General features: G+C 63.9%; 22 protein-coding genes and 2 pseudogenes. 16 read left to right on the top strand and 8 right to left on the bottom strand.

Going from position 1 to position 20,951, the window contains the following annotated elements; genetic code table 11:
• Window positions 1–3: 3 nt before the first annotated feature.
• The 5 genes from AAYO93_RS17125 (at window position 4) to AAYO93_RS17105 (ending at window position 3,710) form a co-directional block, all read left to right on the top strand.
• The gene (locus AAYO93_RS17125) at window positions 4–666 is read left to right on the top strand and encodes a response regulator transcription factor (protein WP_345762379.1); all 663 of its coding nucleotides are present in this window, start codon (window positions 4–6) and stop codon (window positions 664–666) included.
• Between the two features lie 343 nt (window positions 667–1,009).
• Window positions 1,010–1,648 carry an amidase domain-containing protein gene (locus AAYO93_RS17120; protein WP_345762377.1) on the top strand — a complete coding sequence of 213 codons (639 nt, stop codon included), beginning with the start codon at window positions 1,010–1,012 and terminating at the stop codon, window positions 1,646–1,648.
• A gap of 50 nt (window positions 1,649–1,698) precedes the next feature.
• Complete coding sequence (locus AAYO93_RS17115) at window positions 1,699–2,268, top strand: M15 family metallopeptidase (RefSeq protein ID WP_345762376.1); 570 nt, start codon at window positions 1,699–1,701, stop codon at window positions 2,266–2,268.
• Window positions 2,269–2,426: 158 nt separating this feature from the next.
• Window positions 2,427–3,074 carry a hypothetical protein gene (locus AAYO93_RS17110; protein WP_345762375.1) on the top strand — a complete coding sequence of 216 codons (648 nt, stop codon included), beginning with the start codon at window positions 2,427–2,429 and terminating at the stop codon, window positions 3,072–3,074.
• A 204-nt stretch (window positions 3,075–3,278) separates the two neighbouring features.
• Complete coding sequence (locus AAYO93_RS17105) at window positions 3,279–3,710, top strand: RICIN domain-containing protein (protein WP_345762374.1); 432 nt, start codon at window positions 3,279–3,281, stop codon at window positions 3,708–3,710.
• A 104-nt stretch (window positions 3,711–3,814) separates the two neighbouring features.
• On the opposite strand, the pseudogene AAYO93_RS20235 reads toward AAYO93_RS17105, so the two are convergent.
• Window positions 3,815–3,940, bottom strand: a pseudogene (locus AAYO93_RS20235) (hemin transporter); the annotation flags it as partial.
• A 150-nt stretch (window positions 3,941–4,090) separates the two neighbouring features.
• On the opposite strand from AAYO93_RS20235, the gene AAYO93_RS17100 reads away from it, so the two are divergent.
• A complete protein-coding gene (locus tag AAYO93_RS17100; RefSeq protein ID WP_345762373.1) occupies window positions 4,091–6,373 on the top strand; it encodes an ATP-binding protein in 2,283 nt (760 codons plus the stop codon).
• On the opposite strand, the gene AAYO93_RS17095 is transcribed toward AAYO93_RS17100, so the two are convergent.
• The 5 genes from AAYO93_RS17095 to AAYO93_RS17075 form a co-directional block, all read right to left on the bottom strand.
• A complete protein-coding gene (locus AAYO93_RS17095) occupies window positions 6,354–7,130 on the bottom strand; it encodes an SDR family NAD(P)-dependent oxidoreductase (RefSeq protein ID WP_345762372.1) in 777 nt (258 codons plus the stop codon). The two genes, AAYO93_RS17100 and AAYO93_RS17095, sit on opposite strands and share 20 nt — an antisense overlap.
• A gap of 153 nt (window positions 7,131–7,283) precedes the next feature.
• Window positions 7,284–9,857: an invasin domain 3-containing protein gene (locus tag AAYO93_RS17090; protein WP_345762371.1), complete on the bottom strand. Its 2,574-nt coding sequence runs from the start codon at window positions 9,855–9,857 to the stop codon at window positions 7,284–7,286.
• A gap of 210 nt (window positions 9,858–10,067) precedes the next feature.
• A complete protein-coding gene (locus AAYO93_RS17085; protein ID WP_345762370.1) occupies window positions 10,068–10,514 on the bottom strand; it encodes a DUF6993 domain-containing protein in 447 nt (148 codons plus the stop codon).
• On the bottom strand, window positions 10,511–10,669 hold the full coding sequence (locus AAYO93_RS17080; RefSeq protein WP_345762369.1) for a hypothetical protein: 159 nt from the start codon (window positions 10,667–10,669) through the stop codon (window positions 10,511–10,513). The genes AAYO93_RS17085 and AAYO93_RS17080 overlap by 4 nt, the downstream gene beginning before the upstream one ends.
• Window positions 10,670–10,689: 20 nt before the next feature.
• Window positions 10,690–11,025 carry a sortase domain-containing protein gene (locus AAYO93_RS17075; RefSeq protein ID WP_345762368.1) on the bottom strand — a complete coding sequence of 112 codons (336 nt, stop codon included), beginning with the start codon at window positions 11,023–11,025 and terminating at the stop codon, window positions 10,690–10,692.
• Here AAYO93_RS17075 and AAYO93_RS17070 point away from each other — a divergent pair.
• The 3 genes and pseudogenes from AAYO93_RS17070 to AAYO93_RS17060 all read left to right on the top strand — a co-directional run.
• Window positions 10,976–12,049 (top strand): annotated as a pseudogene (locus AAYO93_RS17070) (catalase); the annotation flags it as partial. The gene AAYO93_RS17075 and the pseudogene AAYO93_RS17070 sit on opposite strands and share 50 nt — an antisense overlap.
• Window positions 12,050–12,245: 196 nt before the next feature.
• Window positions 12,246–13,043, top strand: coding sequence for an EAL domain-containing protein (locus AAYO93_RS17065; protein ID WP_345762367.1), 798 nt, complete (start codon window positions 12,246–12,248; stop codon window positions 13,041–13,043).
• Between the two features lie 69 nt (window positions 13,044–13,112).
• Complete coding sequence (locus tag AAYO93_RS17060) at window positions 13,113–14,492, top strand: GGDEF domain-containing protein (RefSeq protein WP_345762366.1); 1,380 nt, start codon at window positions 13,113–13,115, stop codon at window positions 14,490–14,492.
• A gap of 62 nt (window positions 14,493–14,554) precedes the next feature.
• Here the strand turns inward: AAYO93_RS17060 and AAYO93_RS17055 are convergent, their stop codons facing one another.
• Window positions 14,555–15,532 (bottom strand): diacylglycerol/lipid kinase family protein, encoded by a 978-nt coding sequence (locus AAYO93_RS17055; RefSeq protein WP_345762365.1) that lies wholly within the window; start codon window positions 15,530–15,532, stop codon window positions 14,555–14,557.
• 53 nt (window positions 15,533–15,585) lie between these two features.
• Window positions 15,586–16,401, bottom strand: a complete 816-nt coding sequence (locus tag AAYO93_RS17050; RefSeq protein WP_345762364.1) for a DUF1206 domain-containing protein — start codon at window positions 16,399–16,401, stop codon at window positions 15,586–15,588.
• A gap of 201 nt (window positions 16,402–16,602) precedes the next feature.
• On the opposite strand from AAYO93_RS17050, the gene AAYO93_RS17045 reads away from it, so the two are divergent.
• The 7 genes from AAYO93_RS17045 to AAYO93_RS17015 all read left to right on the top strand — a co-directional run bounded on the left by AAYO93_RS17045 (window position 16,603) and on the right by AAYO93_RS17015 (window position 20,916).
• On the top strand, window positions 16,603–17,454 hold the full coding sequence (locus tag AAYO93_RS17045; RefSeq protein ID WP_345762363.1) for a serine/threonine-protein kinase: 852 nt from the start codon (window positions 16,603–16,605) through the stop codon (window positions 17,452–17,454).
• A 105-nt stretch (window positions 17,455–17,559) separates the two neighbouring features.
• On the top strand, window positions 17,560–17,865 hold the full coding sequence (locus tag AAYO93_RS17040) for a hypothetical protein (RefSeq protein ID WP_345762362.1): 306 nt from the start codon (window positions 17,560–17,562) through the stop codon (window positions 17,863–17,865).
• Window positions 17,865–18,197: an ATP-dependent DNA ligase gene (locus AAYO93_RS17035; RefSeq protein ID WP_345762361.1), complete on the top strand. Its 333-nt coding sequence runs from the start codon at window positions 17,865–17,867 to the stop codon at window positions 18,195–18,197. The genes AAYO93_RS17040 and AAYO93_RS17035 overlap by 1 nt, the downstream gene beginning before the upstream one ends.
• Window positions 18,198–18,216: 19 nt before the next feature.
• The gene (locus tag AAYO93_RS17030; RefSeq protein WP_345762360.1) at window positions 18,217–18,492 is read left to right on the top strand and encodes a hypothetical protein; all 276 of its coding nucleotides are present in this window, start codon (window positions 18,217–18,219) and stop codon (window positions 18,490–18,492) included.
• 83 nt (window positions 18,493–18,575) lie between these two features.
• The gene (gene ppk2 / locus AAYO93_RS17025) at window positions 18,576–19,427 is read left to right on the top strand and encodes a polyphosphate kinase 2 (RefSeq protein WP_345762359.1); all 852 of its coding nucleotides are present in this window, start codon (window positions 18,576–18,578) and stop codon (window positions 19,425–19,427) included.
• Entirely contained in the window at window positions 19,427–20,176 is a 750-nt protein-coding gene (locus AAYO93_RS17020) for a phosphatase PAP2 family protein (protein ID WP_345762358.1), read from the top strand. The genes ppk2 and AAYO93_RS17020 overlap by 1 nt, the downstream gene beginning before the upstream one ends.
• Window positions 20,173–20,916 (top strand): phosphatase PAP2 family protein, encoded by a 744-nt coding sequence (locus AAYO93_RS17015; RefSeq protein WP_345762357.1) that lies wholly within the window; start codon window positions 20,173–20,175, stop codon window positions 20,914–20,916. Before AAYO93_RS17020 ends, AAYO93_RS17015 begins: the two co-directional genes overlap by 4 nt.
• The last annotated feature ends 35 nt before the right edge of the window (window positions 20,917–20,951 follow it).

Here is a 20,951-nt window from a genome sequence, read left to right as displayed (position 1 = left end):
AGGATGAGTGAGACTATCCGCGTCGCCCTCGTCGACGACCAGGATCTGTTCCTCGAAGGCGTGCGCGTGATCATCAATGCTCAGGACGGTATGGAGGTCGTCGGGTCGGCCCGCGACGGCGAACAGGCCGTCGCGCTTGTCGATTCGCTGTCACCTGACATCGTGCTGATGGACATCCGGATGCCCGACCTCGACGGTGTCGAGGCCACCCGGCGTATCTTTCTGCCTGAACGAGTACAGGCTCGCACGCATCCCCTGCGCGTGCTGGTACTTACGACCTTCGATCTCGACGATCGCGCCGCCATGGCGATCCGATACGGCGCCAGCGGGTTCATCCTCAAGGACACGACCCCCGCACTGCTGATCGACGCCATCCGTACCGTGCACGCAGGCAACGCCGTCCTCGCTCCGCAGGACCTCACGACCCTCCTCGACGGAGAGTTCCACTCGCGCACACCCACCCCGGCCGCCTTCGCCACCCTCACCGAGAAGGAGCTCGAGGTCTTCGCGGTCGTGGCTCGCGGAGCATCCAACGCGGAAGCCGCACGAGCACTGTTTGCCAGCGAGTCGACCATCAAAACGCACGTCGGATCGATACTGCGCAAGCTCGCCTTGCGTGACCGCGTGCAGATCGTCGTGTTCGCCTACGAGCACGACCTGATCTGAAACCGCGACGGCGAGTCCGGATGGACGACCAGTCCTGAGACTGCCGACCTCATGAAGCCAGCCCATCGCGACGATTCGCGGTGCCGGTGTGGTTTCGCTTTTCGTGGTGTTCCGCTTGTCCTCAAGTACTAGAAATTGGGCTCCCCGGGTACTAGTGGTTGTGTCCCTCGGGCCGATGCCGATGGGTTCCCGTCCGGGCAGTCTCGATTGAGTGGGTTTCTTCCGGCTTCGACGCATCGTCGTCATCCTCGTGTTGATGTACGCGCTGCTGGTCGCACCCGCCGATCACAAGCCGCGCAGCGATTTCGCCTAGCCCTCTTCCGACTGAATCTGTAGGAGTTCCATGAGCCCCCTTCTTTCCCGCCGCTTGGCGTCCGTCACCGCGATCGGCGTCGGACTGCTCTTGACCGGTTGCTCCGGCGCCGGGTTCCACCGAGATACGCCAATGTCCGGAACCGAAGCGGTGGTGACCGGGACCACGCAGTCAGCTGCTGACAACACCGCCAAGCAGCTCGCCTACGCGATGGCGCATTGGAACGACTACAACACCGCCGAGTACGGCGATCTCAACCCGGTCGGCGGCGACTGCGCCAACTTCGTCAGCCAAACCCTGATCGCCCGCGGCTGGAAGATGAACTCCCAGTGGTTCAACCACAATGCTGCTGATCAGTGGAGTCCGGCTTGGGGCTATGTCCCGGCGATGGACGACTATCTCCGCGCCAACGCCACGCAGCTCGGCATCACACAGTTTGGGCTCGACCATCGCGACAGGATCAAGGTAGGCGACATCGTGATGTTCGACTGGGACGACAACAACTCCCTCGACCACGTTCAGATCGTCTCGGCCAAGTCGAGGGCCGGCTCCACGATCCGGATCAAGATGGTCGGTCACAACGTGGACACTGACTACCGCGACCTCGACGAGACGATCACGGTCGATCATCCCGGAGCCGTCGGCCACTTCTGGGCGCTGTCGAAATGACGCGCGACACCCACTCCCCGTATGTCCGACGAACCGAAGGAACCGCTCCGATGAAACACTCCCGCGCCTCCCGCGCCATCGTGATCGTGAGCGCGCTCGCGCTCACCGTCTCACTGGCCGCGTGTGTCGCTGGACCGAAACTGGCCGAGACCCTCCAGCCGGTGTCGACCCCGGCCGGGCTCACCGACTCTGACGGCTACATACCAAACGGCGACACGCTCACGCTGAACAGCGATAAGCCTGCGATCACCAGGTTGGATCCGGCGTTGCTGTCGGCCCTCCGATCCGCGGACACGGCTGCAGAAGACGAACGCGGAATCTCGATAACGATCACCGACGGGTGGCGGTCGAAACAGTATCAAGACTTCCTCTTCGGCCAGGCCGTTCAGAAATACGGCAGCGAACAGGAAGCAGAGAGATGGGTGAGGCGCGGCACCGATTCCGCTCACGTCTCCGGTCACGCCGTGGACATAGCGACAGCAGATGCGATGGACTTCCTCAACCGCTTCGGCTCACGCTGGGGTCTCTGCCAGGCCTACGCGAACGAGATCTGGCATTTCGAGTTGCTCACCACCGCGCGCGGCACCTGCCCGCCAATGGCCACAGACGGTCGCGGCTGAGACGGCGGTCATCAGCGAAACTCGACGCTTCTGAAAGAGGGAGCCTTTCGTCTCGATGCGCGCTCCGTTCCCGCGCGCTTGAGCTGGGCAGCGCTCTCACGGAACGAGGCCCTGCGAGGGAACCGCCAGTGACGGTGGAGGTGCGGGATGATGCTCGGGTGGACGAAATCGAGACAGATGCCGACCGGGTGCCGGGTGCGGCCTCGGTGCTTGCCCTGTATGTGACGGCCGCGCCGGGCGACGAGCTCGGCCAACGTCGGGCCGAAGGATCCCGGCGCCGGTTGCAGGGGGCGTTATGGACGGCGTCGATCGTGCTGGTCGATCACGTGTTCAGTGACCTTGCCGTTCTGGAACGAGCGGATGCGGTCGACGTCGACGACATCGACCAGTTCGATCAGTTCGACGCTGACGTGTTGTGGGTACTGCCCGAGTTGCCCCCGGCGTTGGTCGACCAGTACGACGTCCGGTTCACCCGCCGGTTCTTGGCCGCCGCGATCGCGGTCACCGGCCGGCTCACGGCCGGGTGGATCCCACCCGTATGCGTGGCGGAAGAGCTCGCGATCCGACTGCTGCTGAACCAGGTCGAGGTGATCGTCGACCTGCACGAGCTCGATATCGCCCCAGGCTGGCGCGGGCTGCTCGAGGGGGCATTCTTCGAGGATCTCGAGCACGAGCTCCTCTACAACGGACCCGCCGACGACCTGCCAGCCCCAGGCGTTCTTGGAGAAACCGGACAGAGCGTCGACGACTGGTTCATCCCGTTCGGGGAACCCGCTCCCACCATCCCATACTTGCTCGACCGGTAGCCGAGGATTCTCCTTAGTGGGGAGACTGCGACGACTGCGCTCAGGCGTGAATCGAATTACTGCGTCCGAAGTTCCGTAGCGACGCGTCAGGCAGCGGCGTCGAGCAGTGGAGCCCAGTCGTTTCAAGCGCAGCTGGCAGCCCGCCTGGTGCTGCATTCGTTCAGCGCTTCGGCCACTTCTGTTTCAGACGTAACGAGCGCCTGGATGTTTCCGCTCTCGACCTTGAGTAGTTCCTGGTACAGCTTCATGCCGTCCGGTCAGGATGCGTGTGTCGATGTGTCGGCCGGAAAGAACGCGCCTCCCGGCTCACCGATCGGCACCTACGTCTGCTTCGGATCGGGCACCGACTTTCAGTTGTTCACACTCGATCCGCTCGCGGGCACGCTCGTCGCGATCCGAACCGCTGTCTCGAACTTCAACGTGGCGGCCGACCCCGATGGGGCTGTGATCGTGCAAGTCAACGATCCTTCTAATCCCGCGCAGCGGTGGGAACCTCAGCTTGAATCGCCGGGTGCCTTTCAGTTCGTCAACGAATCCAACGGGTTGTGCTTGACAGCTCCCGCCTCGTTCGGGCCGCTGTCGGTCAGCGCCTGCGATGGGTCGCCCGCCCAGGCTTTCACCGCGGTCCCAGGGTGAGGCTGCCGTTGAGCGACATCATCACCTATCAGGTGGCTTCCGGCCAGCCGGATGTCGTCACGCACCGGGTTGTGAAGGTCATGGTCGACGTACACGTCCTCGTTTCATGTTGATGCGGCCCATTCGTCGGACCCGAATACCTCGTAGTGCACATTCTTGGCCGGGACTCCAGCTGTGATTGCCTGCTCGCGAACGTGTTTCATGAATGGGATGGGTCCGCACAGGTACATGACAGGGTTTTCCGGCAGGTGGGTGTCGTGAGTCTGGGAGCTTGTCGCGTTGGCAATCGGTTCTGTCTATTGGAGTGATGGGGGTCAGGCGATCAGACTGAAGGTAGGCGTTTCGGGAGGGTTGGCGTTCGAAAGATGAGCACACAGGATGTGCCCCGCGCCGGCGGATTTCCACAGGAGTATTCCTCGTTCCTCGGCCGGAGAGCGGAATTGGCGGCGGCGCGCGCCGCGCTCGGTTCGACGCGGCTTCTCACACTTGTCGGCTCGGGCGGGGTCGGCAAGACCCGGTTCGCTGTCCGGCTTGCGCAGAGCGTGAGCCGTGTCTATGCGGATGGCGCGTGGTTCATCGATCTCAGCGACGTGGCGGCCGGCTTCGTTTCAGATGAAGTGTGCCGGGTGCTGGAGCTGCAGAGCCGCTCGCCCGACGAGTACGAGGCGCTTTCACGGTACTTCACCTCCAAGCGAGGCCTTCTGGTGCTGGACAATTGCGAGCACCTTGTCGATGAAAGCGCTCGACTCGTGCGGCGCATCCTCGACGACTGTCGCGGCATGACCGTTCTGGCGACGAGTCGCGCGGCGCTGCGGATCAGCGCCGAATCGGTCTTCGTCGTGCAACCTCTCGTTACGTCGTCAGAGGGTCGGGGGGTGACGCCGCCGGCCGTGGCGCTGTTCCTGGATCGCTGTGCGACGGTCCTGCCTCGCCCTACGCCTGCCGATCTGAAAGCAATCGCCGAGATCTGTCGGCGACTCGACGGACTGCCGTTGGCGATAGAGCTCGCCGCCGCGCGAGTCACAGTGCTGACGCCGGTTCAGATGCTGGATCGTCTCGCTGAGCCTCTCGCGCTTCTTGCTGCGGGGGACAGGGATGCGCCGGATCGGCAACGGACTCTGCGTGCGACCATCGCGTGGAGCTATCAGTTGTGTACAGAGGTCGAGCGCACGATGTGGCGTCGCATGTCCGTTTTTGCCGGAGGGTGGGACCTTGAGTCGGCGGAGTGGATGACCGCAGGCTTGCCAGGCGGAGATTCGGCTCTCGATGTTGCTCAATCTCTTCTCGAGAAGTCGATCATCACGCGTCGACAGTCAGGTGGGGTCGCCTATTACGACATGCTCGAGACCGTTTGGATGTTCGGGCTGGAGATCTCTTCGGCAGAGGAACACCAGGCGGCGCGGTTGCTGCACCGGGATTGGAATCTGCACCGCCTGGCTGCACTCGAGGCCGACTGGTATGGGCCGAACCAGGCATACTGGCTGTCCCTGACACGACGGGACCTGCCGAACATCCGGGCGGCCCTCGAATTCTGTATCGACGATGGGGACGGCGCGCGGGCCGCGACGTTGCTGATGACCGCGTGGCGCGTGGTCTGGCAGGCGCACGGGCGCAGCGCCGAGTTCGGACGATGGGCCGCCCGCGTTCTCGACCTCGACGTTCCGCCAACACCGGAGATCAGCCAACTGATGACGCTGCAGGGTGGTCTCGACGTCGTCCGGGGAGACGCAGACCGGGGGCTTGCGCGTTTGGCGCTGGCTGCTGAGCTCGCAGAACGGTTCGGTGACCGGTTCTCCATTGCATGGGTCTACGACATGCGGGCCTCGATGGCGCGGGATCCGGAACAAGCCCTCGCCGACTTCGAAGTGTCGCTCGCCGTTCAAGGGGGCACCAACCTGATTCCCGCGCGGGCGAACTGCGAAGAGAAGGTCTCGCTCGCTCACGACCGCGTTGGGCACGCCGACATCGCGGCCCGGATGCGTGAAGCGCTGGTGGATCGGGGGATAGAAGCCGGGGACTCGTACGAGACCGCGTTTCTCCTGGTCGGCGCCGGCAATCACGCGGCAGGGCGGAACGAGTTTGGGAATGCAACGATGTTGATGCGTCAATCGTTGAGTCTCACCCAGAATCTCGATGACCCCATCGGGGTTGGGGTGGTCGAAGAGTTGCTGGCGAGTGTGGCACTACGCCTTCAGGACTACCGCCGGGCGGCGACCCTTCTTGGGACCACACACTTCGTGCCGAATCCGGCCGGTGCCCTCGCCTCCGCCTACCCCGGCAGCGTTTCGATTCGCGCTGAGATCGAATCCGAGGCGAGGCGAATGCTCGGCGCGCAAACGTATGACTCCGCCTTCGCCCGGGGCAGATCGCTCACCTTTGCCGAGGGAATCGCGTACGCGCTCGACGCGCCCCTCCCGGTTCGATCGGCGTCCAGACCAGGGGCAACCGGGGTGCTGACCGCACGTGAGAGCCAGGTCGCTTCTCTCGTCGGACAGGGACTGACCGACAAGGACATAGCCGACCGATTGGTCATATCGAGACGAACAGCAGAGGGACACGTTGCGAACAGCCTCGCCAAACTGGGTTTCACGTCGCGAACCCAACTTGCAGCGTGGACCGCTCAGGAATCTGGTGATCCACGCCCTAGTTCCGTCCAGCCATAACGCCGCCGTCCGCATTCCAGATGGCGCCGGTCACCCATCCTGCCGAATCGGAGAGGAGAACAGCCACGACGGAGGCGATATCGTCGGGAGTTCCAACCCTGCCGATGGGGTGGAAGGAGTCGAAGCCTGTTATGGCTGCATCCACCTCATCTTTGGGAATGAATCCCTCATAAATCGGTGTACGCACTACCGCAGGGGCAACGGCGTTCACGCGAATACCGTAGGTGGCGAGTTCCATCGAGAGGTGCTGAGTCAGCGAGTGGAGGCCCGCCTTCGCCATCGAATATGCGGAAGAGGGGGTGGCAGCAACCGCCTGATGTGCCCACATGGACCCAATGTTGACGATGGAGCCGCCCTTGCCGGCCGCGATCATATTCGTGACGACCGTCTGCGTGATGAAGTAGGTGGCCCGGTTGAGTCCGAGGTAGCGATCGTAGTCGGACTCAGTGTGGTCAAGGAATTTCTGGGGTGCGAAGACTCCGGCTGAGTTCACGAGAAGTGTTGCATCAGCGTGCTTGCTTGTCAGTTCCTCTCGGAGGTGGGTGACATCGTCGGGGTCAGAGAGATCGGCGGAGATCCCCTCAACAGATCCGTATTGACTCAACGAGTCGACGGCTGCGGCAGTTTTCTGCGTGGCGCGTCCGATAATCACAACTTCACCCCCGCCCTTTACTACTCGCTCGGCCGTGGCGTATCCCATCCCGCTTGTGCCGCCGACCACGACGAGCTTCTTTCCTGCAAATTCCATGGTGGACATATGCGTCGCTTTCCTTCTGATACCTAATCTCGAGCGTTGGTGCTCGGGCGGGGTAGAGGGCCTCTATCCCCATCCGAGGTCGTGCAGCAGCGCGGCTGAAGAGACAGGGCCTCCACGGCGAATGCGTGAAGGCCCTGTCCGCTCGCGTGCAGGCTACGAATGCTGCCTGCGTCGGCGAATCATCGAGAGGAGCCCGAGCGCGCCGAGGAGAATCGCAGACGCAGCGATTCCGGCCGGCAGATATACCTCTGAGCCGGTCAGAGCCAGCCCTTCGGTCAGGGTGGGCGTCGGTGAAGGCGGCGTCACGACGGATGCGATGTCCGCGACGAATCGCGCCTCAGCGTTGCCCCGCGCCACGAGAGCGGTGCCGTCGTGCGTGATCGCGATCACAGCCACCACGGCGACGGATGACGTCACCGTCGCGTGGTAGATGCCCAGGGCATCCGGGTCTTCTTCGAAGACCGAGATCGCACCAGTGCCGAGGCTCTCAGAGCTGGTTCCCGAAAGCAGGTCGGCTGCGCCGGCCACCGGGTTCCCGAACCGGTCCGCAAGGGTCACGGTCACTTCATGGGTCCCATCGGGGATCATGCGCGGATCCGAAGACACTGTGAACCCGGTGTCGCTGTTGGCCGGATCGACGGCACCCGCGATGAACCCCGCCACTGTATTCGCGCCACCAGTGATTTCGCGGTCGCCCAGTTTCACGGTCATCGACTTCGGCCCGGCCACGGTCGATGCGATGTCAGCCGTGTACGTGCCCGGCGAGATCTCCGTGAAGGATCCGACTCCTCCGAGGCCGAGCTCCTCTGTGGTCGCAGCGGTCAGCGCGCCGGCCTGACCGTCGACGTTATTGCCTTCCGCGTCGACCAGGGTCACAGTGACCTTGTGGGTCTCGGCCCCGACGACCTTCGCTCCCCCCGAGACACTGAACCGGGTGCCCGGGTCGGCAAGATCGGCTTCGCCGGCGACAAAGTTCGCCGTAACGTTTCCGGACGGGTTGAGGTCTGCTCCGCCAAGTGCGACCGAGATGTTCTTCGGTCCGGAGACCGTCGAGGTGATCGACGCCACGTAGGTACCCGGTGTGGTTTCACTGAACGAGGTGATGGCGCCCCGACCCAAGGATGATGTCGTTCCGGCCGTGAGAGCACTCGACTGCGCGAGGACAGGATGGCCCGAGGCATCCTTGATCAAGGCGGTGATCGTGTGGGTCTCGACGCCGTCAGCGACGCGGGTTCCGCTGCTCACCGACATCGTCGACTTCGCGAGGTCGGCAGCACCCGCGACGAAGCTGATCTGCTTGGTCACCGGACCGGTCGCGCCATCGACAGTGAATGCAACGGTTCCCTGACCGAGAGCAGTCGAACTCACCTGTGCGCTGTATGAGCCATCGGCGTTACGGCTGACGGTACCCACGGTACCGATGCCGGACGAGACAGTGACCGTGTGTGGAGCGGTGAGGGGGTCGCCGACGGTGTCGAAGAGCCGAACCGTCGCGGTCGCGAACGAGGCGCCGTCTGCGACGGCTGTTGTCGGGGTCAGGTCGAGGGTCGACCGTGAGAGATCGAGGGCCTGGTTCACCGTGAGCGTCTGAACTGCGCCGCAGTTGGGGCCGCCCATGGTGCTGCACGGCGCTGGATTCATCACGTCGGATCCGGCGGATGCGATTCCCGCGGAGAATTGGCCAGCGGCTGTGGCGCGTGCAGTGATCTGGATGTTCGACCCGGCGCTGAGCGACAGGTCGCCGACTGACCACGTTCCGGTGGCGCTGTCATACGTGCCGTCACCGGAAGCCCTTGTGAATGCGAACCCCTGGGGGAGCCGGAAAATCGCCCTGGAGTTGGTGGCGTCGGAGGGGCCCTCGTTGGTGAGGCTCAGCGAAAAGACGACGTCGTCGCCTACGAAAAGATTCGATGGTGAGACTGACACAGCGGGCACGATTTTCGCCAGAGCGAGGGTTGCCGAGTAGGTGGAGTAGTACGTCTTCGTCACGGTCTCGCCAGGCGCAGCCGAAACGCGGAAAGATACGGCCATGCCGTTGTCGAACGGATCGGTGCATGCAGTGACGGGGACGCAACCGTTCGGAAGCGGTGCGTAGGCCACCGCACGTTGGGCCACGTCGGTGTATTGGCCGGCCGCGAAGGTCGCATCCGGTTCAGCCGACACGAACGAGATGTACGGACCGGTGGCCGTCGCCTTGCACGAAGCCCTCCCCTCGACGACTTCGCTCACCCCCACGTCCGATCCGCTCAGCATGCAGTCGGCATACGAGTTCAAGGCGACATTCGCCGATGTCGCCGAAAGGTTCGCATAGCTCAGTTCCGTCTTCACGAAGTCATCGCCGAGGACATAGGAATCGCGCTTGGTGACCGCGGCACTGTCCCCTGTCCGCGTCGTCTGAATCCAGAATGGATCTGCCGGCGTGCCCGTCCCCCCGAACGTCTGGACGGCATTCGTGGTGACCGTCAAAGTGTTGTCGGGCAGGACGGCCCAGACAGCTGTGCCGGACGCCCCACCCTGTTCTCCATTGAAGTACGCGAACCCGAGCGACGGGTCGGATGAGTTGAGCTGTGACCGCAGTTCAGCGTTGACTGCGATCGACTTGATCGGGCTGGAGCCGTCAAGGGTGATCATCCCTGTCGTGACCGAACCCGTGGCAGCAGATGCCGGGATGGCGCCGGCAAGCGCTGTCGCGAGCGTTAGGGCCACCGCCGTGACAGCGCCGATCATCTGCCTCCCGTGCGATGTTCGCCGGCGTGGATGGGCGAGGGCTGACCTCGTACTGTCGTTCATTTCTTGCCTCCGGTCGGGAACGCCAGAGCGCACGGGGACACCTCGGCCCGATTGCCGATGAGGTCACCGAATGCAGCGTTCTACCCGAATGGACATTGGCAAGCGCGTTTCATAACGCGAAACGGATCAATGAGCTTGTATGCGGTTTCAGGCCGATGGACCGCCAGGCGCACCGATGAGGCAGCGGCCGGTCGAGATCGGCGCGGCCGTGATGCTGCGGTAGCCGGTGCCGTTCGGCCCGTACTGGCCGATCAGACAGGTCGAATCCACGAGAGCTGCGAACTGGATGGAGGGCGACTTGAGTCCGACGCTCGTCACGTCGGTGGTTACTTCGAGCGTGTCGGCGGCGAAGCCCGCCGCCTCCAGCCCAGCCAGGAAGGCCGCCCCGGTGGGGGAGGTGTTGCTGGTGCGCAGGTTGGTCTCGTCGAAAAGGGCGTGTTTGACCCCGAGCGGAGTCTTCGTCGGAGTAGGCGCGGGGCTCGCGGAGTAGGCCGGCGTGGCAATGGGCTCTTCCGGGACGGGAGCCGCGCACCCCGCCAGCCCGATCAGGGAACCGGTTCCCAGGAGCACGGCGATGAGCGTGGTCGTCTTCATTGCCCCACCGTTCCCTCTCCGGCGCTCTGCATGCTGTCGATCCAGGGGAAGACCCAGGTCACGCATGAGAAGAGAACGATCGTGACGACAACGATGATCGCGAGGACCCGGACCCAGGCGGGCCCGGGGAGGATGCGCCAGAATGCGCCGTACATGGGGACTCCGTTTCCGCAGGTCAATTCTGCGCGTTCACGATCGAGGCGATCGGTGCGGGGATGTCGGTGGGTCGCTGCCAGGACTGGAACGATCCGTAGGCGATCAGTCGCTCCGCAGCGTGGAACGGCGGATTGCAGGTCGTGATGGTGATCAGCCTGTCCCGAGCAATGGTCCGCTGATGGGCGGGAACGGGCAGCAGCACGTCGACGGCCTTGGGCTGGACAAACTGGAAATTCCTGAAGACATACGTGTACCAGCCGGCTTTCGTCTGGATGTAGATCTCGTCGCCGATCTGAAGCTTCGAGAGCACCCCGGTGTTCTTCGTCCGCGACGGAATGAAATTTCCCGACTTCATCCACTCTCAGAAGCGGATGCCCGGCTCGGGTCTCCGCGACGCCGACATGCAGTGGGACTTCTGGACGCTGTCACCCGAGTCCGCCCACCAGGTCGCCTATCTCATGGGTGACCGGGGGCTGCCGCGTTCCTGGCGCCACATGCCGGGATACGGCTCGCACACGTATCAATGGATCAACGCTGCGGGCCAACGATTCTGGGTCAAGTACCATTTCCACGCGCTACAGGGAAACGAAGAACTCGATGGAGGACTCGCTGAAGCGATCGCCGGTACCGATGCGGACTTCTACCGGCGCGACCTGTACGAGGCGATCGAACGATGCGACTTCCCGAAGTGGCGGATGTTCGTTCAGGTGATGCCCTACGAGGACGCGAAAACCTACCGATTCAATCCGTTCGACCTCACGAAAGTCTGGCCCCATGCCGACTACCCACTCATCGAGGTCGGCATCCACACCCTCAACGAGAACCCGGAGAACTTCTTCACGCAGATCGAACAGGCGGCCTTCTCTCCGGCCAACCTGGTTCCCGGCATCGACATCAGCCCGGACAGGATGCTGATGGCTCGCGTATTCGCGTACCCAGATGCGCAACGCTACAGAGTCGGAACCAACTATGCCGAGCTGCCGGTGAACCGGCCGCTCTCGCCCGCGGACGGCTACACGCAGGACGGGCAGGCGCGGCACAGCCACAAGCCGGCTGCGTCGCCCGTCTACGCCCCGAACTCGTTCGCTGGTCCCATGGCGGACGAGGCGCGAGCGGGCGCCGGCGGCTGGGAGTCCGACGGTGCCCTGATGCAATGCGCGGCCTCCCTCCACACCGAAGACGACGACTTCGGTCAGGCGGGGACGCTCTATCGTGACGTGTTCTCGGATGACGCGAGATCACGATTCCGCGAGACGGTCGCGGTCGCGCTCGCCGGAATCAGGAGCGCGGGGATTCGGGAGCGAGCTCTCGAGTATTGGACGCGCGTCGACGCGGACCTCGGTCGCGCGCTGCGCACTCGGCTCACTCGCGAACCGTGAGGTTAAGGCCGTCGCGTAAGGAATCGACCGAAATGGCGTCTATTCCATTAGGTGCGGGTGCTGTGCGAGCATCCGCACCGCTCTCGTCACGCCACGAAACCGCTCACCTTATACCACCCGACGTGATTCGCCAAGGGTCCCAGCCCGTCCCGGACTTTACGCAAGACTGGGCGAAACGGATAGATGCGGGAGGTTTATGGTGCGTTCTGGTGAGCACTACGCCCAGTTGGAACGTGACCTTCCGGGGGCCGCAGGACGAGGTGAGATCGTCGCGTTGTTCCAGCCGCAGTATTCTCTGGCGACCGGTGCGATAGTTGCTGCGGAAGCGTTGAGTCGTTGGATCCACCCTCACTTCGGCGTGATCTCGCCGTCGGAGTTCATCCCGATGGCGGAACGTCTGGGTCTGGCCGACCGGATCGGCGATGCGATGTTGCGGATCGGCTGCGACGCCGCCCGAGACTGGCAGAAACGGGGCCACGAGATCGAGGTCGCCGTCAACGTCTCCATTCTCCAGCTCCGCTCCAGAAAGATCGTGGACACGGTCGCCAGACTGCTCAAGGATCTCTCCCTCTCTCCGCGCTTGCTGACGTTGGAAGTGACAGAGTCCACACCGCTCGCAAACGTCCCGGAGGCGGCTGACACCCTCCGCGACCTGAGCGAGCTCGGAGTGAACATCTCTGTTGATGACTTCGGCGCTGCTTACTCCTCGCGCGAGCAAGTCATCGCGTTGCCGGCAACCGAGCTGAAAATCGATCAGGCTCTCGTGCAGGAACCCGTGGGCGACGACAGCGAAGAGTTGGCCCGCGCGGTCGAGTTCGGCAAGGCGCGGGGGATGCGCCTGGTCGCGGAGGGCATTGAAACCGTCGAGCAGCTGGAGCGGGTCCGTGCGCTCGATTGCGACCGTGGGCAGGGATTCCTACTGTCACGCCCGACGACCAAAGCCGACCTGGACGTGATGTTGGTCTCTGATGGCCGAATCGACCAGGACCACTAATACTTGCAAACTTGACGATTTCGCGCCCAACCGTCACGCTCAAGACATGCACCACGAGAAGCCACAGAGGTGAAGCCCACCCTGCGCGACGAGGTCGCGCGGATGCAACCATTCCCGCGCGCCCTCATCGACCCCTCTCGCGTCATCGAAGACGCGAACCTTGCGCTGGAAGTCTGGGCTAGCCTGCGCACCGGAACGCTGGTTGGAATGCCATTGGCGGACGTACTCGGCGTCGACGATGACGAGCTTGCTGCGGCACTCGCTACCGGCAATCCCGGCGGCATCCGCCTCGCCTCCTCCACCCACGGGTACCAGGAGACCCGGAGTTCCGTGGTGATCCGTGCCGTCCGAATCTCGGAAGGGCGCACGATCGTGGCGTTCGATCCCGAGCTTTCAGCGGTAGGAGACCAGACCCGCGCGCTCGGTCGACGGGAAAGCGAGCGCTTGCAACTGCTGCTCTCCGCATCCGTCGCATTCGCGAACACGCGATCAGAGGAGGAGCTCGGCGAGCTTCTCTCGGAGACCGCCCGTCGCGCCTTCAACGCCAACGCGTGCAGCGTGCACACCGGCGAGGCGGGAAACTACACGCTCGTCGCCGGCGAAAACCGGCTGGCTGACGTCTGGCCCGACAGCGCTCCGCCGCGCGCCAGGGTGACGGTGCAACTCGGATATGTGGTGACGGTGGAGACACCCGATGAGGCCGACGCGGTCGTACCCGGCCTCGGGTTGGGAGACATCTTCAGGCGGGCCGGCGTGTACTCCGTCATCGGTGCGCCGATCATCGAAGACGGGACCCCGTTCGGCGCATTCGTCTGCTACTTCGACCAGCACCGAACCTTCGACGACCAGGCCGTGCCGTTGGCCGAAGCGCTGGCACAGCTCGCCGGACAGGTCCTCGTGCGGCTGAGGCTGGAGGCGCGCTTGCGCCGGGCGGCGATGCTCGACGAGGTGACCGGGCTGCCCAACAGGCGCCTTTTCGACGAGAACCTCCAGCAGGCGCAACACACGCCCGCGGATCAGATCGCCGTGCTCTTCGTCGACCTCGACGGGTTCAAGAACGTCAACGACCGCCTCGGACACGAAACGGGCGATGCGGTGCTCAAAGAAGTCGCCGACAGGCTGCGCACCGTCTTCCGTCAGGAGGACTCGATCGCGCGGTACGGCGGCGATGAATTCATCGCGGCGCTCCACGTCGTAGGGACAGCGGATGCGATCGAACTCGCTGACCGCGCCCGGGCAGCGATCGCCGAACCTTTCGTAGGCCTTCCCCCGGAGATGGACATCACCGCGAGTGTTGGCATCGCAATCACCGACGCTGATGTTGCCGGTCAGTCGATCGACCACCTCATCCGGCTGGCAGACCAGGCGATGTACGCCGCAAAACGGGGTGGCGGCGACCAGGCGATCGTCTATGGGTGGGAGCACGAGGCAGCACGATCCCAGCCGTAAGCCGGCGCCGTCGTCGGCGTCGCGGAGTGATCGCCGCCGGTCTCGACTGAACGGTTCAGAACTCAGGATGTCTGGTTCGGCAGGCGCACGGCGAGGGCGCCCGGCGCGATCCACGTCTTGATGGCGGTCGCATACCCGAGGCCGTCCCCGTCGAGTTCGATCTCTTCCGGCTTGCTGAAGCGCACGCGCAACTCCTTGCCCCTGAGGTAGCGGAGAGCGTGGACGTCTTTCGTTGTGAAAAGTCGCCCGACCTCGGTGCGGCGGAGCACCCCGTTCTCCCAGAACACTTTGCCGACGATCTGAAGCCAGCCGAGGAGATCCTGCGGTCGCATCATCACAAGGTCGAAGAGTCCGTCATCGACTTCGGCATCGGGGAGAAGGACGATGTTTCCGGTCAGGGTTCCGCAGTTCCCGACGATGAGTGTGTGCGCACGGACGGCTTGTTGCTTGTCACCGTCGAGCGAGTACCGGAGCCGGAGCTGGTGCGAATCGCGCAAGGCGCGGATGATCGCCTGGGCGTAGGCGAGCCATCCGACTCGCGCCTTCAACTCCTCGTCGGTCTTGGCCAGCATCTTGGCGTCGAGTCCCAGGCCGGCCATGACGACGAAGGCATGGTGGGTGATCGCGTTGTCCTCTCGGCGGATATCGATACGGACGACATCGATGCGCCGATCCGCGCCCGTGAAGGCGATTCGTACGGACTCGGCCAAATCGTCGATGGTCAGATCCAGGTTCCGGGCGAGCAGGTTGCCCGTGCCGGCGGGCAGGATCGCCAAGGGAACGTCGGTGTCGGCCAGAGCTTCGACCACAGCGCGCACGGTGCCATCGCCGCCCGCCGCCAGCACGACAGAGGCACCCTCGGCCAGCGCGCGCTTCGTCTGACCTGATCCGGGATCGTCCTCGGTGGTCGCAATCCACAAGGTCGGCGCCCATCCCGCCGACCCGGGCTCGTCGGCGATCGCCCGTCTGATCTCGGCCTCGTCCACTTTTGTCGGGTTGTAGACGACGGCCGCTCGAGGCTGGGGGTTGGATGTGGGCACGCTACCTCTTATCTGTAATCGCGTGGCAATCGACCAGGCTGCTTATCGTGGGCTCAGAGATGCGCGAATCGGGCGCGGACGATGCAGTACGCCCCGTAGGCGATGAGGCCGACGCCGACCACGATCAGAATCGCGAAGCCGTATGGCAGGGCCGCGAGAGTCTTCAATCCGGCATCGAGGCCGTCCGCCTTGGCCGGATTCGCGCTCGCTGCTGCGACGACGAAGAGAATTCCAACCACTCCCAGAGCGATGCCCTTTGCGACGTAGCCGAAGATTCCCAGGACGACGACGACTCTGCCTGCCCTGCCCTGAGGGACCGTGATGTCTTTCTTGAACCCACGGCCGATGCCTTTGACGAGGAAGTAGGCGCCGACGCCGACGATGGCGACGCCGATTGCTGCGATAGCGAATATTCCACCAGGGGAGGACATCAGGCGGGCGCTGAGGTCGCCGGTGCTCGACGCGCTGCTGGTCGAGCCGCCGAGCGCGAAGACCAGCGCTGTCAAGGACAGGGCAATATAGGCGATGCCCTTCACGAAGTTGTTGACGAAGTGCGCCACTCGTTTCTTCGGGTCACCCATGCGGGATAAGAAGGCGCTCACGACCAGCCAGAGGCCCAGGGCAGCCAATCCGATCACCAGTAGCCACAGAACGAAGACGCCGCCAGGGGTCTGGGCCACCTGAGCCAACGCACCGGATTGGTCCGCCTCCGTGCCGGCAGCGCCGCGCGCTACTGCGATCGCGAGCAGCCCGATCAAAGCGTGCAGAACGCCCGAGGCCACGTAGCCGATCCGTGCGAGCAACCGCAGGCCGGGATTGTTGACTGTTGCTCGTGCCGCCGCCGTTGCGGCGTTCGCACTCGTGTCCATGATTCTCCAACCATGCGCGGCCAGAGGACGCGTCATCGGCTAATTCGGGTTCAATCAGGCTCCGCACAATGCGAGGCGCGGGCACCAGCGTATGCGTTGCGTGCGACCACACGGATGGGCTGGTCTCCGGGCCGAAACAGGTGTATGAGAATAGAACACCAGGGCGACCCGCGACCTGCTTGTGCTCGGAGAGGCGGTGGCATGAGCCGGCAGCAGATCGACGCACCCTTGTTGCTTGACCGCTACCGGCCCCAACGGCTCCTGGCTCGTGGTGGGTCCTCGCTGGTCTTCCTGGCCACCGATGAGAACCTCAGCCGCGAGGTCGCACTCAAGCTGTTCGCGTCGGGCCGCGACGAGTACGAGGCCCGTTTCCGGGCCGAACTGCGTGTCCTCGCGAGTCTCCGGCATCACGGTGTCGTCTCGATCCTCGACGCGGGTGTCGATCACTCGACACCTGACGACCCGCGGCCGTTCTTGGTCATGGAGCTGGTCGACGGCGATACTCTGCGGACCGGCATGGAGAACCGCACCATGTCGACGCGTCGCATCGGCGAGGTCGGGTTCGAGGTCGCGGAAGCGCTCGAGTACGTGCACACCCGGGGCGTCATCCATCGCGACGTCACCCCGTCCAACATCATGCTCGTCGACTACGGCACGCGGTTCTCCCGCCCTCGAGCGCAGCTCACCGATTTCGGCATCGCGATCGATTCCTTCACACCGCAAGAGGTCGATCGCACTATGGGAACCGCCGCCTATCTCAGCCCCGAACAGGCCCTGAACAAACCACTCACTCCGGCGTCGGACATCTACTCGCTGGGGCTCGTGCTCCTCGAATGCTTCACCGGGGCGCGCGCTTTTCCCGGATCGGCAGTCGCATCCGCGATACAGCGACTCGATGCGGATCCTGACATACCGAGTACCGTGCCGACGCAATGGCAGAGCCTGATTCGCAGGATGACCGACCGCGACCCGGCAGCACGACCATCGTCCGCCGATGTGGCGAGCGCCGCTCGCGAGGCGCTCCGCACGATGGGGGCGAGCGACGACGACTGAACGGAAACGCGGAGGCGAGTCTGTCAGTCGAATATGATCAATCCGCCACGGTGGCTCCAGGCCGCCTCAGCCTCACGATGAGCCGGCAATGAAGGGAGCCATGAAATGGGCAGTCTTGTGTACGGTTCGCCCGGCGCAACTCTCGAGATCGACGATCGCCTGCTGGCTCACCTTCAGCTGGTGATCACCACCAAACTGCGCCGAAACGAGCAGTTCCTCCTTTCCTGGGACAGTGAGGGACCCTATGACAGCGGACACACAGCGGTGTGGATCAATCCGTCCATCCCTCTGCACTTCAAATACGTGGGCAGTAAACGACCGGTACTGAACCGGGCGTGGAGCGAAGCCCTGATGGACTCCGCGAACAGCACCGGTGGGCTTCGCGCCGTCCCGGAACCGGCAGCCGACTGATGGGAACTCTGTACTACGGCGGGTCGACGTCGACGGATGAATTCGACGATCGAGTCCTGGCGCACCTGCAGCTGGCGATCGTCGCCAAGCTTCGGCGCGGAGAGCCCTTCGTGTTCTCGTGGGATGTGGAGCGTGAGAAGGGCAGCGGATCGAACGCCATCTGGATCAGCCCGACCATCCCGCTGCGGTTCACCTACCAGGCTGGCAGACGCGGCCCGATAAACAGGTCTTGGGTGGAAGCATTGTTGAAGGCCGCGAACAGTGTCACGGGCCTGCGCATCGTCGACGAACCGGTGGAGAGCGTACAGTCGGCTTCGCGGGACGACGAGTGAACGAGGGAACGGACGAATCGTGATTGTTAACAGGCTCACCGTCGACGGAAAGGACTACTTCCTCCCCGACCCCGTCACCGAGCTGCGCGAGAAGATCAAGGCCGCCGTGCAGGCCGGCGGGGATTACGTCAACATCCCACCGTTGCGTTCCGGTCCGGGCGTCGACATTCTGTTCTCGCCAGGGATGCCCGTGGTCTGGACGCAGATCGACGTCGGAGGCGAAGGCGCCTCCGAAAACGCCGCGACCGTGGAATCCGACTCGAACATCGAGGACGACAGCTTCGGCTCTCTCTGAGTGCCGACCGGACGCGCCAGCCATGCACGGGGCGCTTTGTCAACCCCTCCGGCGCGAATGCGTTACCCGCATACGGTTGAGAAATGTCGGCAGACCAGAGCGTACTCGAACGGGCCAAGAACACAGGCGGCGTGACGAAGGCTGCGTATAAAGCAGAACTCGAGCAGCTCCAGACAGAGCTGGTGGCCATGCAACGATGGGTCGCAGCCACTGGTGCGCGCGTCCTCGTCATCTTCGAAGGACGGGATGCCGCGGGCAAGGGCGGTGCGATCAAACGGGTCATCCAGCGGCTCAATCCTCGATCCGCCCGCGTCGTCGCGCTCCCTGTTCCGAGCGAACGCGAGAAGGGGCAGTGGTACTTTCAGCGCTACATCGCGCGGCTCCCTGCAGCGGGCGAAATCGTGTTGATGGACCGGTCCTGGTACAACCGGGCAGGCGTCGAGCATGTCCTGGGCTATTGCGCCCCCGAGGAGTACGACCGTTTCATGCGGCAGGTTCCCTCGCTGGAGCGGATGCTGGTCGAGGACGGCGTCATGCTGTTCAAGTATTGGTTCTCGGTGTCCGACGACGAGCAACAGAAGCGGTTCAAGTCTCGACTCAAAGACCCGATGCGCAGGTGGAAACTTTCCGAGACGGACCTGCTTTCGATCACGAAGTGGGAAGAATACTCGCGGGCCAAAGACGACATGTTCAAGGTGACGGACATCCCTGAGGCGCCGTGGTGGACGGTTGAGAGCGATGACAAGAAGTCGGCCCGCCTCAACATGATCAGTCATCTGCTGACCCAGATCCCCTACGAGAAGGTGGCGCTGAAGAAGTTGAAGCTGCCTGAACGGCCTTCAGCAGACGACTATGAACGCCCCGCCCCTGAGCTGTACAAGTACGTTCCCGACCGCGCCGCCGACCTCGACCGAAACTCAAAGGCGGGTCAATGATGGCCTCAGCATCTACCGACGAGCGTGGAACGATGCGTCGTTTTCACGAGAAGTTCATCGTCGAGGTCCGAACGGTACCGGCGTCGTCTCGGCGCAACCTCTACATCATCGCGGGCGTTCTCGTCGTCGTCGGTTTGGTCGCCTTCCTCGTCATCCTGGATTCGATTCGCGAGGGGGACGGCCTTTCGGCGATCGACCGACCGGTGCAGGGGTGGCTCGAGGGACTGCGCTCGCCGACGCTGACGGTCGTAATGGCGACCATCGCGACGGTCTTCGGACCGATCGCCCTGCCGATCATCGTCCTCATCACCACCGTGTGGTGGGGCTTCGCCGCCAAACACGCCTGGCGACCGTTGCTCCTCGCCGCAAGCATGATCGTCGGCGTGGTGACAGTTCAGATCCTTGCCCCGGTCATCGGCCGTCAGCGACCGCCGATCACGTCGATGCTGATCGGCGTGGATCACACCCCGTCGTTTCCGTCGGGGCATGTGATGGGTGCGACCGACTTCCTCGTGATCACCACGTACCTGGTCTTCTCGCGTCGCCGTAACCCTGTGTCTACGGTGGTCGCGCTCATTGTGGCGATCGTCCTCGCGATCGCGACGGCCGCGAGCCGGGTCTATCTGGGTTATCACTGGCCGACCGACGCGCTCGCCTCAATGTCGCTCTCGCTGATTGTGATCGGCGGTGCGATCGCCGTTGACACGTGGCGGACCGTGCGGGTCGAGCCGGCCGGACGGTCGCGATGAGCGGGGACCAGTCGGGCGCGAGCGACACGCCACAAGAGGCGATCAAGGACGTCGTCGAAAGCGCGGCTCCCGGTGAGGTGAAGATCGCGCGATTGTGGTGGGTCGTCTCGGGTGCGGGAGCCCTCCTTCTCGTCGTGCTGCTGGCGGCAGTGATCTTCTACCGGGAGGCCGACAAGCCGTTCGGCTTCGAGGTCGAGTGGATGGGGGAGCTGGTCGAGGCGCGCGCCCCGGTTTGGACGATCCCGGCCCTGGTATTCGACTGGGTGGGCGGCGGAATCAGCTCGATCGTCTATGTGCCACTCGCGATCATCGGCGGGCTGCTGATCTGGCGGCGACCATGGGGAGCACTGTACTACGCGGCCGCTGCGGTCGCGAGCGTGACAATCACCACGATCATCAAGAATCTTGTGGGGCGCCCGCGACCGACGGAGATCCTCGTCACACCCGACTTCGGCTCCTTCCCCTCCGGCCACAGTGCCAACGCGGCGCTCATCGCCACGACCCTCGGAATCATCTTTCTGCGAACCTGGGTGTGGATAGCGGGTGCGGTCTACACCGTCCTGATGATGCTGAGCCGCACCTACCTCGGCGCCCACTGGATCTCGGATACCGTCGGCGGGATGCTCGTCGGGGTGGGCGTCGCGATCATCATCTGGGCGCCCTTCGCCTTACGGCTCTATCGTGAACGCAGACTCCCGCATCCGCCCGTCTGGGTCAAAGTGGAGCGGCATCCAGGTTAGCCCGCCCCACCGCCGCCGGATCAGGGTGCCCGAAC

The organism is Diaminobutyricibacter sp. McL0608 (assembly GCF_039613825.1).
Classification (GTDB): Bacteria; Actinomycetota; Actinomycetes; order Actinomycetales; family Microbacteriaceae; genus Diaminobutyricibacter.
Note: the sequence above shows the minus strand (reverse complement) of the source record. Positions and strands in the feature narration are given on the sequence as shown.